Here is a 13,572-nt window from a genome sequence, read left to right on the forward strand (position 1 = left end):
ATTTCCCTCTCCTTATCTCGTTGTAATAAAGTGAAACTTTAATCAGTGGGGGTTTTCTTCATCCCCCACTGATTATCAGCCCTCACCAATCGGGCTTTTACAGGCAGTATACCTTAGGCCCTATCGTCAGCAATTTACCGCCCACTAGAACAACCTTACACCTGCTTACGCACTTGTCATTAAATCGTAAGTAAGACAAATTGGTTTGCCATTAACAGGACACGGAACGATTTGTGCTTCAATTTCAAACACTTCGCGAAGTGTTTCAGATGTCATGACTTCATCTGGCGTTCCTTGTTTCATTAAATCTCCATCTTTTAACGCAATCATATGATCAGAGAAACGAGAAGCGTGATTTAGATCATGAATAACCATCACGATTGTTCTTCCTTCTTCTTCATTCAACTTTTTTAATAAGTTCAGCACTTCAAGTTGATGTGCCATATCAAGGTATGTTGTTGGCTCATCTAGTACAAGTAAATCCGTTCCCTGCGCTAATGCCATTGCGATCCAAACGCGTTGACGTTGTCCTCCTGACAGCGCCTCTGCTGGACGATTAGCAAATTCCTTCATACCAGTCACATCAAGCGCCCAGCGAATGTAACGATAGTCTTCTTCCGATAACGTACCGAACCCTTTTTGATGTGGGAAACGCCCATATGAAACAAGTTCAAATACGGTAAGACCTGTTGGCACTTCTGCTGTTTGCGGCAAAATTGCCATCCTTTTCGCAATTTCCTTCGTCGGCTGTTTCTCAATCGCTTTTCCGTCCAAATAAACTGTACCCCGTTTCGCTTTTAAAATACGCGATGCTGTTTTCAGAAGCGTAGATTTCCCGCATCCATTTGGACCAATGATGGTCGTAATTTTCCCTTCAGGTATTTCAACAGACAACCCATCAATAATTAAATTTTCACTATATCCAACAGATATTGACTCAACTGATAAAGATGGCATACAGATCGTCTCCCTTATCTTGTTTTTATCCCGCTATTTGCGGGCAGTTTATCTCCCACCTCAAAATTCGGCAAAAGCATTGTCTAGCTCTAGCGGCTAGAATCAGTGGGGGCTGAAGCCCCCGCTGATTAAAGTTTCACTTTATAAGTAAATAAATGAAATACGGCGCGCCAATTACTGAAATAACAAGACCGACCGGTATTTCTGATGTTGTAAGTAAGCTGCGCGAAAGAAGATCAGAAAACAAGAGCAATAATGTTCCGAGTAACGCAGCCGTCGGCAGCATAATTTGATATTTTCCGCCTACTAAGCGGCGGGCAAGATGCGGTGCCATTAATCCAATAAAACTGATTCCCCCCGCAACTGCAACAGATGCACCAGCTAAGCAAACAGCGATAAATAATAGCTTACGGCGTTCTTTCTCAACGTTCAGACCGAGACCCGTTGCCGCCTCATCTCCTAAATTCATTACATTTAAAACATGTGCTTTCATAAAAGCAATTGGTAAGAAAATAAGCATCCATGGCAGCGCACTTAATACGAACTTCCAATCTGTCCCCCATAGGCTCCCCGATAACCAAATCGTAGCAAAACGAAAATCATTCGCTGTCATTTTCATCGAGAATACTAAGCTCACAGCACTGAACCCAGCTGCTACCGCAATCCCAACGAGAACTAAACGAACCGGCGAAACACCGTCTTTCCAAGCAAGTGCATAAATAATAACCGCCGCTAATATTGCACCAACTAAAGCAAAGAACGGTAGAATGAATACAGATAAAAACGAAGTCATCGTTACTTTTCCAAAGAAAAAATAAACAAAGATTACAACTGACAATCCCGATCCAGCATTAATACCAATAATCCCTGGGTCGGCAAGTGGATTTCGTGATAATCCTTGCATAATTGCACCGGATACCGCTAAAGCGGATCCTACTAAAAAAGCAACAATCATTCGCGGCATCCGAAAATCAAATAAAATCGTTGTTTGATCTTCTGTTCCAAGCCCAACGAGCGTTTTCAACACTTCAACTGGCGAAATTTTGAATGTACCTGTATGTAAGCTAATGAAAAATACGATGCAAATGAACATACCAATACTGGATAAAATTAAGATGTTTTTTCTCGTTAACATTCCTTGCCTCACATTTTCCCTCTCCCTTCTTTACGTGCTAAGTAGAGGAAGAATGGTACACCAAGTATCGCTGTTACAGCGCCAATTGGCGTTTCAAACGGCGGATTAATAATACGTGAGATCATATCAGCACACTCAATAAGTAATCCACCTAAAACAGCAGAACATGGGATGATCCAGCGATAATCTGATCCCACAAGAAAACGTGTTAAATGTGGAATAACAAGACCAACAAACCCAACAGACCCAGCTATAGAAACAGCGCTACCTGTTAGTACAAGTACAAGCATTGTTCCAATAAACTTAATGAGCTTCGTATTTTGTCCAAGACCAATGGCAATTTCTTCACCAAAACTTAAAATCGTAATATACCCTGCGACCATAATCGCAATCATAAGACAAACAAGACCAACTGGAAGTAACATGTTTAAACTCGTCCATTTCACACCAGCAACGCCGCCTGCATGCCACATACTAACTTCTTGCGCTAGATTAAAATACAAGGCAATCCCAGATGAAATTGCGCCGAGTAAGGCACTAATTGCTGCTCCAGATAACGCTAACTTAATTGGTGTTAGTCCGCCTGGAGATGCTGCACCAATTCCGTATACAATACTTGCACCAAATGCTGCTCCGATAAAAGAAGCAATTACAAACATTAAATATGGCGAGTTTGGGAAGAATGCAAACATGATTGCAATGCCAAATACCGCTCCATCTGTAATCCCCATAAGTGACGGAGACGCAAGTGGATTTCTCGTCATCCCTTGCATAATTGCACCAGATACTGCTAAAAATGCCCCTACAGCCGCTCCCCCAATTGCCCTTGGAAGGCGCAATTCTTGAATTACACTATGATATGTAGTAGATGCATCAAACTGAAATACAGCTTGCCATACTGTTTTCAAACTAATATCAGCAGCACCAAATGAAATAGCAGCAGCCATACTGAAAGCTAATAAAGCAGTTCCAACGATTAAAATGATCAAAGCAATAAGCGGACGGCTTTTTACCTCTTTTGTGTCTACCAATTCTTCTTCGTAAACCTTTCTCATACTCACTTCCATCTACAACATCCTAACTTTCAATATGTATAACACGAAAATGAAATTCATTCTCATTTATGAACAAAAAAAGAAAACCAAGAGCATCACTTGATTTTGATAATGATTTTCAATATCATTGATTTTTATTCTACAAATTCAAACTAAAATTTGTCAACTGTTAATTTTGTTATATAAAACTTTTTTACATTTCACAAAACAAAAAAAGATACGACATCGTATCTTTTTACTTGTTTAACTTTGCTTCAATTTTTTCAATTAACTCATCTTCATTTGGGGCTGCAACTGGACGATTATTTACAAATGCAAATGATTTTTTACGACCAGGACCGCAATATGATTGACAACCGATTTTAATATCTGCACATTCATCTATTTTCTTTAAACGCGGTACTAACGTCTTAATATTCGTTGCCTGACAATCATCACACACACGAAATTCGTTTCCCATTTTATATAACACTTCCTCTATTTGAAACTTTTCTCAAGTACATATAACAATAAACACTAAATGGTATTTTACCTTTCTTTTCGATGTGATGCAAGTTTTCTTCCTGTAAGAAACAAATGGTATACAAACATATTTCCGCTCAAAATCTACCATAATTTTAACAGCTTTGTATAAAAGCGATTCATTTTGTCCATTCTAAAAATAAGATATTGATAAAAAGAAAGGGAGATGAATCTATGAAAGTAAGACAAGATGCTTGGACTGAAGAAGATGATTTACTTCTTGCTGAAACTGTTTTACGTCACGTTCGCGAAGGAAGTACACAATTAAATGCCTTTGAAGAAGTTGGTGATAAATTAAATCGCACCTCAGCGGCTTGCGGGTTTCGCTGGAATGCTGTCGTACGCTATAGTTACGATCACGCATTACAACTTGCGAAAAAACATCGTAAAGATAAAATGCGTGCAAATGGGGGCGAGCAAGCGAAAAAACGCCTTTTATATACACCGCCAATTTCATCTACTGTAACAGTGGATGAAAATACTAGTATTGATATTGAACAACCTGTTCAACCTGTTCAGCCTATACAAACTACGCAAGCAATACCAACAAATTCTTCCATTGCTATGCATGATGTTATCCATTTTCTACAATCTCTCGGAACTTCTAATGTAAAAGTATCCGCACTCGAAAGAGAGAATGAGAGATTGAAACAAGACATTGCTGAATATATGCGAAAAAATGCTGAACTAGAAAAGAAAGTTGAAAAATTAGAACAGCAATCAACAACCGTTCAAGAAGATTACGAGACGCTCATGAAAATTATGAACCGTGCACGTAAACTGGCATTAATGGACGATGAAGAACGTACACAAACATCATTTCGCATGGATCGAAACGGAAATTTAGAAAAAATTGCAGAGTAAAAAGAGAGGCTGACCCAAAAGGCACATAAACGCCTTTTGGGTCAGCCTTTTTTCCGTCATCGACCATTCTTTGCAATATATCGGCGCTTTTCACAATATATCGACCACTTTTTAAAATATATCGGCGCTTCGACACAATATAAAGACCTCTCGATGATATTCGACATACAAATCACCGCTAACTAATACAAAAAGTGACCCCCTCTCTGTTTTAAACATCGTACGTGGCAGAAAAAGGCCCTGACCACTTTACGCATGGCCAGTCCCTCTCAACCTCCTAAAGAAAAGGGGCCTTTATGTCCGTTTTCAACTTATATTTATAATCACTCTTTTTTGCTATAATAAATATTGTCATTTTATAGATAAGGGGTTAGTTACATGACCGATTCTCGTTCGATTTTATCTCAACCAGAATGGCGCATTGTTGACCAATCAAGCTTAGGTCCACAATTTCATGCGCTGCAGTCTTTCGCAATGGATGATACGTTATGTACCACAGTCGGAAATGGTACCTCCGCTGCAACAATGCGCTCTTGGGTTCATCACAATACAATTGTTCTTGGCATTCAAGATACACGATTACCTTATTTAAAGCAGGGAACTGAATTTTTGAAAAGAAAAGACTTCCATGTTATCGTCCGTAATTCAGGCGGACTTGCTGTTGTATTAGATGAGGGGGTTCTAAACGTCTCACTTCTTTTCCAGGAAACAGATAAAGGTATCGATATCGATCTTGGCTATGATACAATGTGGCATTTAATTAAAGAAATGCTGAAAGATTATCCTGTTAATATCGAGGCTAAAGAAATCGTTGGTTCTTACTGTCCTGGCAGCTATGACTTAAGTATTAACGATAAAAAATTTGCTGGTATTTCGCAGCGCCGTATTCGCGGCGGTGTCGCAGTACAAATTTATTTATGCGCTACCGAAAGTGGCTCTGCACGTGCGGCGCTTGTTCGTGATTTTTACAACCTAGCAATTCAAGGTGAAGAAACTAGATTTACGTACCCTGAAATTGTCCCAAGTACAATGGCTTCACTATCTGAACTACTTGGTGAAACAATTACCGTTCAAGACTTAATGATGCGCCTTTTACAAACATTACAGCGCTTTGCGCCGCAATTAATGCCGTCGCAGCTGACAGTAGATGAAATACCGCTATATGAGCATCACTTACAGCGTATGATTGATCGCAATAATAAAGCACTTGTATTAGAAAAGTAAAAAAGCCCCGCGTTTGCGGGGCCTTTTTTTCATAATTATAGCGCTTGCGCTGCTGTAATTAAAGCAAGCTTGTACACTTCTTCTTCGTTGCAACCGCGAGATAAATCATTTACCGGCATGTTTAAGCCTTGTAAGATTGGTCCCACTGCTTCGAAGTTACCTAAGCGTTGTGCAATTTTGTAGCCAATATTACCAGCTTCTAAGCTTGGGAATACGAATACGTTAGCGTCACCTTTAATAACAGAACCTGGTGCTTTCTTTTCTGCTACAGATGGTACGAATGCAGCGTCAAATTGGAACTCACCGTCTAATGTTAATTCAGGAGCCATTTCTTTCGCGATGCGAGTTGCTTCTACAACTTTCTCTGTTTCTGGAGATTTCGCAGAACCTTTTGTAGAGAAGCTTAACATTGCAACGCGTGGATCGATGCCGAATAATCCAGCGGTTTTTGCACTTTCAATACCAATTTCAGCTAAATCTTGGCTGTTTGGTGCAATGTTGATTGCGCAATCAGCAAATACATACTTCTCATCACCACGTACCATGATAAATACGCCAGAAGTTTTTGTAACGCCTGGTTTTGTTTTAATGATTTGAAGTGCTGGACGAACTGTATCAGCTGTAGAATGAGCTGCACCGCTTACTAAACCGTGTGCTTTACCCATGTACACAAGCATAGTACCGAAATAGTTTTCGTCTTTTAAGATTTCACGAGCAGCTTCTTCTGTTGCTTTCCCTTTACGACGTTCAACGAAAGATGCTACCATTGCATCCATTTCTTCGTATGTAGCTGGGTCATAAATATCAACACCCGCTAATGTTAAGTTCATGCTAGCAGCTTTCGCGCTAATTTCTTCTTTATTACCAACTAAGATTGGTTTTACTAATTCTTCTTTTGCTAAACGCTCTGCTGCGCCTAAAATTCTTTCATCAGTACCTTCAGGAAGTACGATAGAAATGCCTTTACCTTGAACTTTTTCTTTTACTGTTGTAAATAAATCGCTCACCAATAACCCTCCTACGAATTCAAATCCATATTTAAGAATACCTCTATTTTAAACTTATTGCTTCTAAAAAATTGATAAAATAAAAATGATTATATTTTCTCAAAATTCCGCCATGAAATGTGACAATTTTGTGCGCCCAAGACTCCGATACATGCTTTTTCATCTTTATATGATATAGTTAACGTGTAAAACTTGACTATTCGAGGTGAACCTAATGAGTGAAGCAGCAAAAACGTTAGATGGTTGGTATTGTTTACACGATTTCCGTTCTATGGACTGGGCGGCATGGAAAACATTATCTAGTGACGAGCGTCAGCAAGCAATGTTCGAATTTTTAAATATCATTGAAAAATGGAACAAAACAGAAACTGCAAAACAAGGTAGCCATGCAATGTATACAATTGTTGGACAAAAAGCTGATATTATGTTCATGATTTTACGCCCAACAATGGAAGAATTAAATGAAATTGAAGCAGAATTCAATAAAACAACATTAGCAGAGTACATGCTTCCTACATACTCTTACGTGTCTGTTGTGGAGCTAAGTAACTATCTTCCTGCTGAAGAAGATCCATATCAAAACCCACAAATTCTTGCGCGTCTATACCCTACATTGCCAAAAGCAAACCACGTTTGTTTCTATCCAATGGACAAACGTCGTCAAGGCGAAGACAACTGGTACATGTTACCGATGGAAGAGCGCAAAAAATTAATGTATAGCCACGGAAAAATCGGCCGTCAATATGCAGGAAAAGTACGCCAAATCATTACTGGTTCTGTAGGCTTTGACGATTACGAATGGGGCGTAACATTATTTGCCGATGATGTTCTTCAATTTAAGAAACTTGTATACGAAATGCGCTTTGATGAAGTAAGTGCACGTTACGGTGAGTTTGGAACATTCTTTATTGGAAACATTTTACCAAGCGAAAAAGTCGCTAAATTTTTACACGTATAAAAGAAAAAAGGGCAAATATTGCCCTTTTTCTTTTATATAAGTAAGAACCTGAAAAATGGATATTTTTCCCAAAATACTTACAAAATTGTAATCTTTCCATATTCAAACTCATGTTAGAATGGTACAAGCTACATGCTAATAACGATGCGAAGGTGATAATTTATTATGAGGAAAATGTTATCTATTTTATTAGGGCTTACACTCATGTTTTCTTTCATAGGAGCAACTCCCTCTTATGCGAAAGAAGACATACATATTGAAGCCGCTGCTGCCATTCTGTTTGATGCAGATACAGGAAAAATACTACACGAGCAAAACCCCGACGAATTACTTGCAATTGCTAGTATGTCAAAACTCATAGTTGTGTACTCCGTTTTAGAAGCCATTAAAGAAGGGAAAATCACCTGGGATACAAAAGTAAATATCTCTGATTATGCTTACGAGATTTCCCGTAACAACGAATTTTCCAATGTCCAATTTGAAAAAGGACGACAATATACAGTTAAAGAATTATATCATTCTATTCTTGTCTTCTCAGCAAATGGATCAAGTGTTGCACTTGCTGAACTTCTTGCAGGAAGTGAAAAGAACTTCTTAAATATCGCAAATGAACATGCAAAAAAACTAGGGTTAAAGAAATATAAATTTGTAAATGCTACAGGATTAAATAACGCTGATTTAAAAGGAAAACACCCGGAAGGAACAGATCCAAACGGTGAAAACTCTTTATCAGCTAGAGACATGGCAATCTTATCTAGAACAATTATGACAAAATATCCAGAAATATTGGAAGATACAAAACAAAGATTTAGAAATTTTCCAGATAATCATCCGCGCCCAATTCGTATGGAAAATTGGAACTGGATGTTACCAGGCGCTGCATTTGCATATGAGGGGACAGACGGCTTAAAAACAGGAAGTTCTGATTCAGCTGGATATTGCTTTACCATTACAGCCAAACGCGGTGATTTACGCCTAATCTCCGTTATTATTAAAACAAAATCAATGGATGAGCGTTTCATAGAATCCCGTACATTAATGGATTACGGCTTCAAAAGCTTTGAAAAACAGAAATTGAAAATAGATAAAAACAATACGATTTCTGTCGTAAAAGGAAAAGAAGATACTGTAACTGTGACACCTGAAAAAGAAATAACGGTAATCACAAAAAAAGGTAGTAAACCTCCTTACAAAATTTCCTATGAAGCAAACAAATCAATCTCCGAAGATGGAAGTTTAGTTGCACCTGTGAAAAAGGATGCCAAAGTAGGCTCACTTGTTTTAGAATCTACTGATCAATATGGTTTCCTTGATGGAAATAAACAAACGAAATTCGATGTAAAAACAACGCAGGAAGTAGAAAAAGCGAATTGGTTCGTATTGACGATGCGATCCATTGGAGACTTCTTCTCTAATACGTGGTCAAAATTATTCGGATGATAAAAGGCTAGCAAATTGCTAGCTTTTTATTATCTCTAAGGAGAATAATTGAGACTTTCGTCAGCATATCTACGAATAGCAAGATAAATATTAAAACATGGTTTGGTTGTCATATCTGCCCCTTTTTTTTCATACCTATGAATTAGTAATTATTCTACACTTTCTTTTCTCTAGCGGAGTAATAAGAGAGGTGAAACAGATGGGTGTTATTGCATATACAGAAGAACATGTAAAACTACTTGCCCGATTAATGCGGGCAGAAGCAGAAGGAGAAGGACCTAAAGGAATGCTTATGGTTGGAAATGTCGGCGTCAATCGCGTAAAGGGGAATTGCTTAGACTTTAAAAAGATTCGAAACCTTCGTCAAATGGTATTTCAAAGTCCTGGTGGATTTGAGGCTACGCAAAAAGGTTACTTCTATCAGCGTGCCCGTGAAAGTGATATCGCTCTGGCAAGACGTACGATTCAAGGGGAACGATTTTGGCCCGCTAATTTTTCGTTATGGTTTTTCCGCCCAGTAGGCGAATGTCCACCAACTTGGTTTAATCAAGAAAGTTCTGGTCGTTTTAAAAACCATTGCTTTTTCCAACCAAGTGCTGAAGACTGTCCAAGTGTGTATTAGTGAACTGAAAAGAGGAGGGATTTCGTATGGCACAGCAACAAAACCCATACTATGGGGGAGGATTTTATCAACCATCTGGCGGGTATATGCAACCGCAGCCAGGACAACAAGCACAACAAATGCCATCGCCGCAAGCTGCTCAAGCACAACTTGCCGCTTCTCAAGGCATGCTTCCACTTGAGCAATCATATATTGAAAATATCCTTCGTTTAAACAAAGGAAAACCAGCGACTTTTTTCATGACATATGAGCGTGGCAGCACACTTGGTACCCAATCCTATACAGGTATCATTGAGGCTGCAGGACGCGATCATATCATTGTAAGTGAACCTAAGTCCGGAAAACGTTATTTACTGCTTATGATTTATCTTGATTATGTAGAATTTCCAGGAGAAATCATCTACTTCCCAACACAACAACCAGCAACTTACCCTCCAAGATGATAAGAAAAAGCTGGCAAATGCCAGCTTTTGTTTTATTTCTATCCCGCCCAAACAGCTGATAAGAGGTTAAACAAGGAAATAAAGTACAAACCATCTGTAAGAGCCCGATTGGTTCAACTAACCTCTTGGGAAGAAGTTTCACTTTATAGCCCTTTTACAACCGCAGTCCCCAGTAAAATCCAACCTACAATAAATGCTACGCCGCCAAGCGGAGTAATTGGACCAAAAAATTTTATACCAGTTGTACTTAATGCATATAAGCTTCCGGAAAACATAATAATACCCGCTACCATACACCAGCCTGCTGCACTTACAAGAGAAGATTGAATCTTATCCATTAATAAAGCAACAATAAATAATCCACCTGCATGAAACATTTGATATGTAACACCTGTTTTCCAAACCTCTAACATTTTCGCTGAGATTTTCCCTTCAAGTCCATGTGCTCCAAATGCACCAAGTGCAACAGATAATGCTGCTGCCATACAACCTAATAAGAAGAAAATTTTCATTGGAATTCCCCTTTTTATTTTTATATTAAAAAATTTTCACACACAATCCAACTATTTAGCATCTAAAAATCTAAAAGAGAGTTTCCGTTTGCATCCTCCTCTTTCACATATACAGGCTCTCCTGAAAATGAAGCAATTGGTTGAACAGGCATTTGCGACGCTATAACATGTGCTTGTAATTTTGGTTCAACATATACAGAAGCTTCTGTCTGTTCTTCGAGTAATAGGTCACATAATGCACGAACAACTAAAAGATGCTCTTTCGCTTTATGTGATTCACTCCCTTTCGCCTTTGCAATTTCACTTGCCATTTTATTTAAAATCTTATCGCTAGATATTTGCATGTTTTCTCACCTCATGTATTGTAATTCTTTCTCAAATTGCTCCAATTTCTCTACTGGACCAAATACTATTATCATATCACGTTCTGCTAATTTTTCCGCTCCTGTTGGATTATGAATAATATGCCCATCTCGCAAAATCGCTAAAATCGTAACATCAAAACGATTTCTTATATCTTCTTCCATTAACGTTTTTCCAATTAAGGATGATCCTGCAGCCATTTCAATCTCTTCAATAGCGAAATTCTGTTCTGTTCCATATAACACCGTATCTATGTAATGAACAGTGAAAGGATTCGCAATTCCTTTTGCAATATGAATTCCTGCCATACTAGATGGATTAATAACTTTATTCGCACCCGCACGGCGTAATTTCTCTTCTGACTCTTGTTTTTCTGCCCGAGCTATAATTTTAATATTCGGGTTTAGACCCCTTGCAGTTAAGGTAATAAACACATTTTCTGCATCATTCGCAACAATCGCTACTAAACCAGATGCCCTTGTAATACCAGCTTTATGTAACACTTCATCGTCTGTTGCATCTCCGTGTACATATAAAAGTTTTTGCTCCGTTAATACAGACTCTTCTCTATCGACAACAATAAAAGGCATGTTTTTTTCCCGTAATTCCTGTACAACTTGCAAACCAACTCTGCCACATCCACACACAATAATATGATTTTTCATTTCTGCAATTTGTTTCTCCATATTCTTCCTCCGCATTGCCTGAAATAAATTTCCTTCAATAATCATGGCTGCTACTACCCCAATCGCATACGTCACAATACCAACGCCGATTGGAATGATTAAAAGCGCAAAAATCTTCCCTGCTTTCGTTAATGGAACGGCATCTCCATACCCAACGGTTAATACAGTAATCATCGTCATCCAAAATGATTGAAACAGACTAATCTCTTCTATCATCATAAACCCGATTGTTCCAATCATTACTACAAAACACATACATATAATTGCAATAATCAATTGTTTACGCGCACTCATGATATTCTTTCAGCTCTTTTCTCTCAATTCAATCTTTGCCACAACAAATCAAATACATATATACTAGAAATGGAATACAGGAAAGAGGTTGATATATAATGAAAACATTTCTTTCTGCCTTGCAATGGGCATTATTTATTTTGGCTGGCAGCCTAATCGTTCCAATTAGTGTCGCCGCTAACTATGGATTAGAAGGCGCAGAAGCAATCGCATTCGTCCAACGAACATTATTTGTTCTTGGATTTGCAGGGATTTTACAAACTTTCTTTGGTCATCGCTTGCCAATTCAAGAAGGGCCTGCAGGACTTTGGTGGGGTATCTTTTCCTTGTATGCAAGCTTAGGCGTTGTATTATTTGGCTCAAACAGTGAGACACTTCGGGTACTGCAATATTCCTTCTTATTAAGTGGCATCATTTGCATCCTTCTTAGTACATTTGGACTTATTGATAAACTTGTCCGCTATTTTACACCCACTGTCATTGGAACCTACCTATTTTTACTCGTCGCACAGCTAAGCGGATCATTTTTAAAAGGTATGTTTGGACTTAACGAACAGCATACAGCTGTTCAAGGGAAAGTCTTTATTCTTTCTCTTGTCATTATTGTTTTATCTTTCTTTATTATGAAACTACCTATTATTGGTCAATATTCTGTACTATGCAGTATTGTAATTGGATGGATTTTATTTGCATGTTTCGGTCTATCAAACCCAATTACACCTGTAACAGATATTATCCGTATACCATCTATCTTTGTATTTGGTACACCTCGTTTAGAATGGAATATGGTTATTACTATTTTCTTCGTTACGTTATTACTGCTAACTAATATGTTAGCAAGTATTCGCGTTGTTCAACAAGTAATTTCGAAATACGAAGAAACTGTGCCGCAAAATCGATTTAAACAAGCTGGAATTATAACTGGTATTAATCAGCTTCTTGGCGGTCTATTTTCAGCAATTGGACCTGTTGCGATTTCTGGATCAGCTGGCTTTATTGCGACAACAAACATTTATAAACGATTACCGTTTATTCTTGGATCGTCCTTTATTATTCTTATGAGTCTATTTCCAAAGGTTACTTCATTCATTGCAGCTATTCCAGTAGCTGTTGGCTATGCAGCTATTTATCCAGTATTTGCAAGTATGATTGGGTTAGCTTTTCGAGAATATGAAAATGTAAAAGATAAAGAACGCTTATTCAAAGTCGCGGGCCTTGCCCTCTTTACCGGAATTGGTGTCATGTTCATCCCATCAGGGTCCTTTTCTTCACTGCCGCCATTCCTTGCATCCTTCTTAAGCAATGGCCTTGTACTCGGCTCTGTAATGGCAATTATACTAGAAATATTATTCTCTCGTTCAACAGACAAACAAGTGGGGTAAAGTGAAACTTCCTCTTGGAAAACGCCTTTCTTTCCAAGAGGTTAGTTGAACCAATCGGGCCCTTACAGATGGTTTGCCCCTCACCCCTTGCCTAACCTCTTACCAGCT

The 13,572-nt window shown here is 38.4% G+C and carries 15 protein-coding genes; 7 read left to right on the forward strand and 8 right to left on the reverse strand.

Annotation, left to right across the window (positions count from 1 at the left end; genetic code table 11):
• Positions 1 to 165 precede the first annotated feature (165 nt).
• The 4 genes from MR076_RS14800 to MR076_RS14815 all read right to left on the reverse strand — a co-directional run bounded on the left by MR076_RS14800 (position 166) and on the right by MR076_RS14815 (position 3,607).
• A complete protein-coding gene (locus MR076_RS14800; protein WP_242221852.1) occupies positions 166 to 957 on the reverse strand; it encodes an ABC transporter ATP-binding protein in 792 nt (263 codons plus the stop codon).
• Between the two features lie 136 nt (positions 958 to 1,093).
• Complete coding sequence (locus MR076_RS14805; protein WP_242221854.1) at positions 1,094 to 2,104, reverse strand: FecCD family ABC transporter permease; 1,011 nt, start codon at positions 2,102 to 2,104, stop codon at positions 1,094 to 1,096.
• On the reverse strand, positions 2,101 to 3,147 hold the full coding sequence (locus MR076_RS14810; RefSeq protein ID WP_396021704.1) for a FecCD family ABC transporter permease: 1,047 nt from the start codon (positions 3,145 to 3,147) through the stop codon (positions 2,101 to 2,103). Before MR076_RS14810 ends, MR076_RS14805 begins: the two co-directional genes overlap by 4 nt.
• A 235-nt stretch (positions 3,148 to 3,382) precedes the next feature.
• Complete coding sequence (locus tag MR076_RS14815; protein WP_242221858.1) at positions 3,383 to 3,607, reverse strand: YuzB family protein; 225 nt, start codon at positions 3,605 to 3,607, stop codon at positions 3,383 to 3,385.
• A 236-nt stretch (positions 3,608 to 3,843) separates the two neighbouring features.
• Here MR076_RS14815 and MR076_RS14820 point away from each other — a divergent pair, with 236 nt between their 5' ends.
• Together MR076_RS14820 and lipL are read left to right on the forward strand one after the other, a co-directional pair.
• Entirely contained in the window at positions 3,844 to 4,533 is a 690-nt protein-coding gene (locus tag MR076_RS14820) for an RsfA family transcriptional regulator (RefSeq protein WP_242221860.1), read from the forward strand.
• A 378-nt stretch (positions 4,534 to 4,911) separates the two neighbouring features.
• Positions 4,912 to 5,757, forward strand: a complete 846-nt coding sequence (gene lipL / locus MR076_RS14825) for an octanoyl-[GcvH]:protein N-octanoyltransferase (RefSeq protein WP_242221862.1) — start codon at positions 4,912 to 4,914, stop codon at positions 5,755 to 5,757.
• 35 nt (positions 5,758 to 5,792) lie between these two features.
• On the opposite strand, the gene pta is transcribed toward lipL, so the two are convergent.
• Positions 5,793 to 6,764, reverse strand: a complete 972-nt coding sequence (pta, locus tag MR076_RS14830; RefSeq protein ID WP_242221864.1) for a phosphate acetyltransferase — start codon at positions 6,762 to 6,764, stop codon at positions 5,793 to 5,795.
• 214 nt (positions 6,765 to 6,978) lie between these two features.
• Here pta and hemQ point away from each other — a divergent pair, with 214 nt between their 5' ends.
• The 4 genes from hemQ (at position 6,979) to gerQ (ending at position 10,227) form a co-directional block, all read left to right on the forward strand.
• Complete coding sequence (hemQ, locus tag MR076_RS14835) at positions 6,979 to 7,722, forward strand: hydrogen peroxide-dependent heme synthase (RefSeq protein WP_242221866.1); 744 nt, start codon at positions 6,979 to 6,981, stop codon at positions 7,720 to 7,722.
• Between the two features lie 165 nt (positions 7,723 to 7,887).
• Complete coding sequence (locus MR076_RS14840; protein WP_242221868.1) at positions 7,888 to 9,162, forward strand: serine hydrolase; 1,275 nt, start codon at positions 7,888 to 7,890, stop codon at positions 9,160 to 9,162.
• Positions 9,163 to 9,361: 199 nt separating this feature from the next.
• Complete coding sequence (locus MR076_RS14845; protein WP_242221870.1) at positions 9,362 to 9,784, forward strand: cell wall hydrolase; 423 nt, start codon at positions 9,362 to 9,364, stop codon at positions 9,782 to 9,784.
• A 26-nt stretch (positions 9,785 to 9,810) separates the two neighbouring features.
• Positions 9,811 to 10,227: a spore coat protein GerQ gene (gerQ, locus tag MR076_RS14850; RefSeq protein WP_242221872.1), complete on the forward strand. Its 417-nt coding sequence runs from the start codon at positions 9,811 to 9,813 to the stop codon at positions 10,225 to 10,227.
• A 143-nt stretch (positions 10,228 to 10,370) separates the two neighbouring features.
• On the opposite strand, the gene MR076_RS14855 is transcribed toward gerQ, so the two are convergent.
• From MR076_RS14855 to MR076_RS14865, 3 genes are all read right to left on the reverse strand, one after another.
• Entirely contained in the window at positions 10,371 to 10,739 is a 369-nt protein-coding gene (locus MR076_RS14855) for a DUF423 domain-containing protein (RefSeq protein ID WP_242221874.1), read from the reverse strand.
• A 62-nt stretch (positions 10,740 to 10,801) separates the two neighbouring features.
• A complete protein-coding gene (locus tag MR076_RS14860; protein WP_242221876.1) occupies positions 10,802 to 11,083 on the reverse strand; it encodes a YwdI family protein in 282 nt (93 codons plus the stop codon).
• Between the two features lie 6 nt (positions 11,084 to 11,089).
• Positions 11,090 to 12,082 carry a potassium channel family protein gene (locus tag MR076_RS14865; protein ID WP_242221878.1) on the reverse strand — a complete coding sequence of 331 codons (993 nt, stop codon included), beginning with the start codon at positions 12,080 to 12,082 and terminating at the stop codon, positions 11,090 to 11,092.
• A gap of 98 nt (positions 12,083 to 12,180) precedes the next feature.
• Between MR076_RS14865 and MR076_RS14870 the strand changes: the two genes are divergently transcribed.
• A complete protein-coding gene (locus MR076_RS14870) occupies positions 12,181 to 13,464 on the forward strand; it encodes a purine/pyrimidine permease (RefSeq protein ID WP_242221880.1) in 1,284 nt (427 codons plus the stop codon).
• The last annotated feature ends 108 nt before the right edge of the window (positions 13,465 to 13,572 follow it).

This window comes from Bacillus cereus group sp. BfR-BA-01380, from assembly GCF_022663535.1.
Lineage (GTDB): Bacteria > Bacillota > Bacilli > Bacillales > Bacillaceae_G > Bacillus_A > Bacillus_A cereus_BB.

What these genes read in the sequence shown, in the direction of transcription:
- MR076_RS14800 (WP_242221852.1), bottom strand. Translation starts at nt 957, where the DNA reads ATGCCATCTTTATCAGTTGAGTCAATATCTGTTGGATATAGTGAAAAT.
- MR076_RS14810 (WP_396021704.1), bottom strand. Translation starts at nt 3,147, where the DNA reads ATGAGAAAGGTTTACGAAGAAGAATTGGTAGACACAAAAGAGGTAAAA.
- MR076_RS14815 (WP_242221858.1), bottom strand. Translation starts at nt 3,607, where the DNA reads ATGGGAAACGAATTTCGTGTGTGTGATGATTGTCAGGCAACGAATATT.
- MR076_RS14820 (WP_242221860.1), top strand. Translation starts at nt 3,844, where the DNA reads ATGAAAGTAAGACAAGATGCTTGGACTGAAGAAGATGATTTACTTCTT.
- lipL (WP_242221862.1), top strand. Translation starts at nt 4,912, where the DNA reads ATGACCGATTCTCGTTCGATTTTATCTCAACCAGAATGGCGCATTGTT.
- hemQ (WP_242221866.1), top strand. Translation starts at nt 6,979, where the DNA reads ATGAGTGAAGCAGCAAAAACGTTAGATGGTTGGTATTGTTTACACGAT.
- MR076_RS14840 (WP_242221868.1), top strand. Translation starts at nt 7,888, where the DNA reads ATGAGGAAAATGTTATCTATTTTATTAGGGCTTACACTCATGTTTTCT.
- MR076_RS14845 (WP_242221870.1), top strand. Translation starts at nt 9,362, where the DNA reads ATGGGTGTTATTGCATATACAGAAGAACATGTAAAACTACTTGCCCGA.
- gerQ (WP_242221872.1), top strand. Translation starts at nt 9,811, where the DNA reads ATGGCACAGCAACAAAACCCATACTATGGGGGAGGATTTTATCAACCA.
- MR076_RS14855 (WP_242221874.1), bottom strand. Translation starts at nt 10,739, where the DNA reads ATGAAAATTTTCTTCTTATTAGGTTGTATGGCAGCAGCATTATCTGTT.
- MR076_RS14860 (WP_242221876.1), bottom strand. Translation starts at nt 11,083, where the DNA reads ATGCAAATATCTAGCGATAAGATTTTAAATAAAATGGCAAGTGAAATT.
- MR076_RS14865 (WP_242221878.1), bottom strand. Translation starts at nt 12,082, where the DNA reads ATGAGTGCGCGTAAACAATTGATTATTGCAATTATATGTATGTGTTTT.
- MR076_RS14870 (WP_242221880.1), top strand. Translation starts at nt 12,181, where the DNA reads ATGAAAACATTTCTTTCTGCCTTGCAATGGGCATTATTTATTTTGGCT.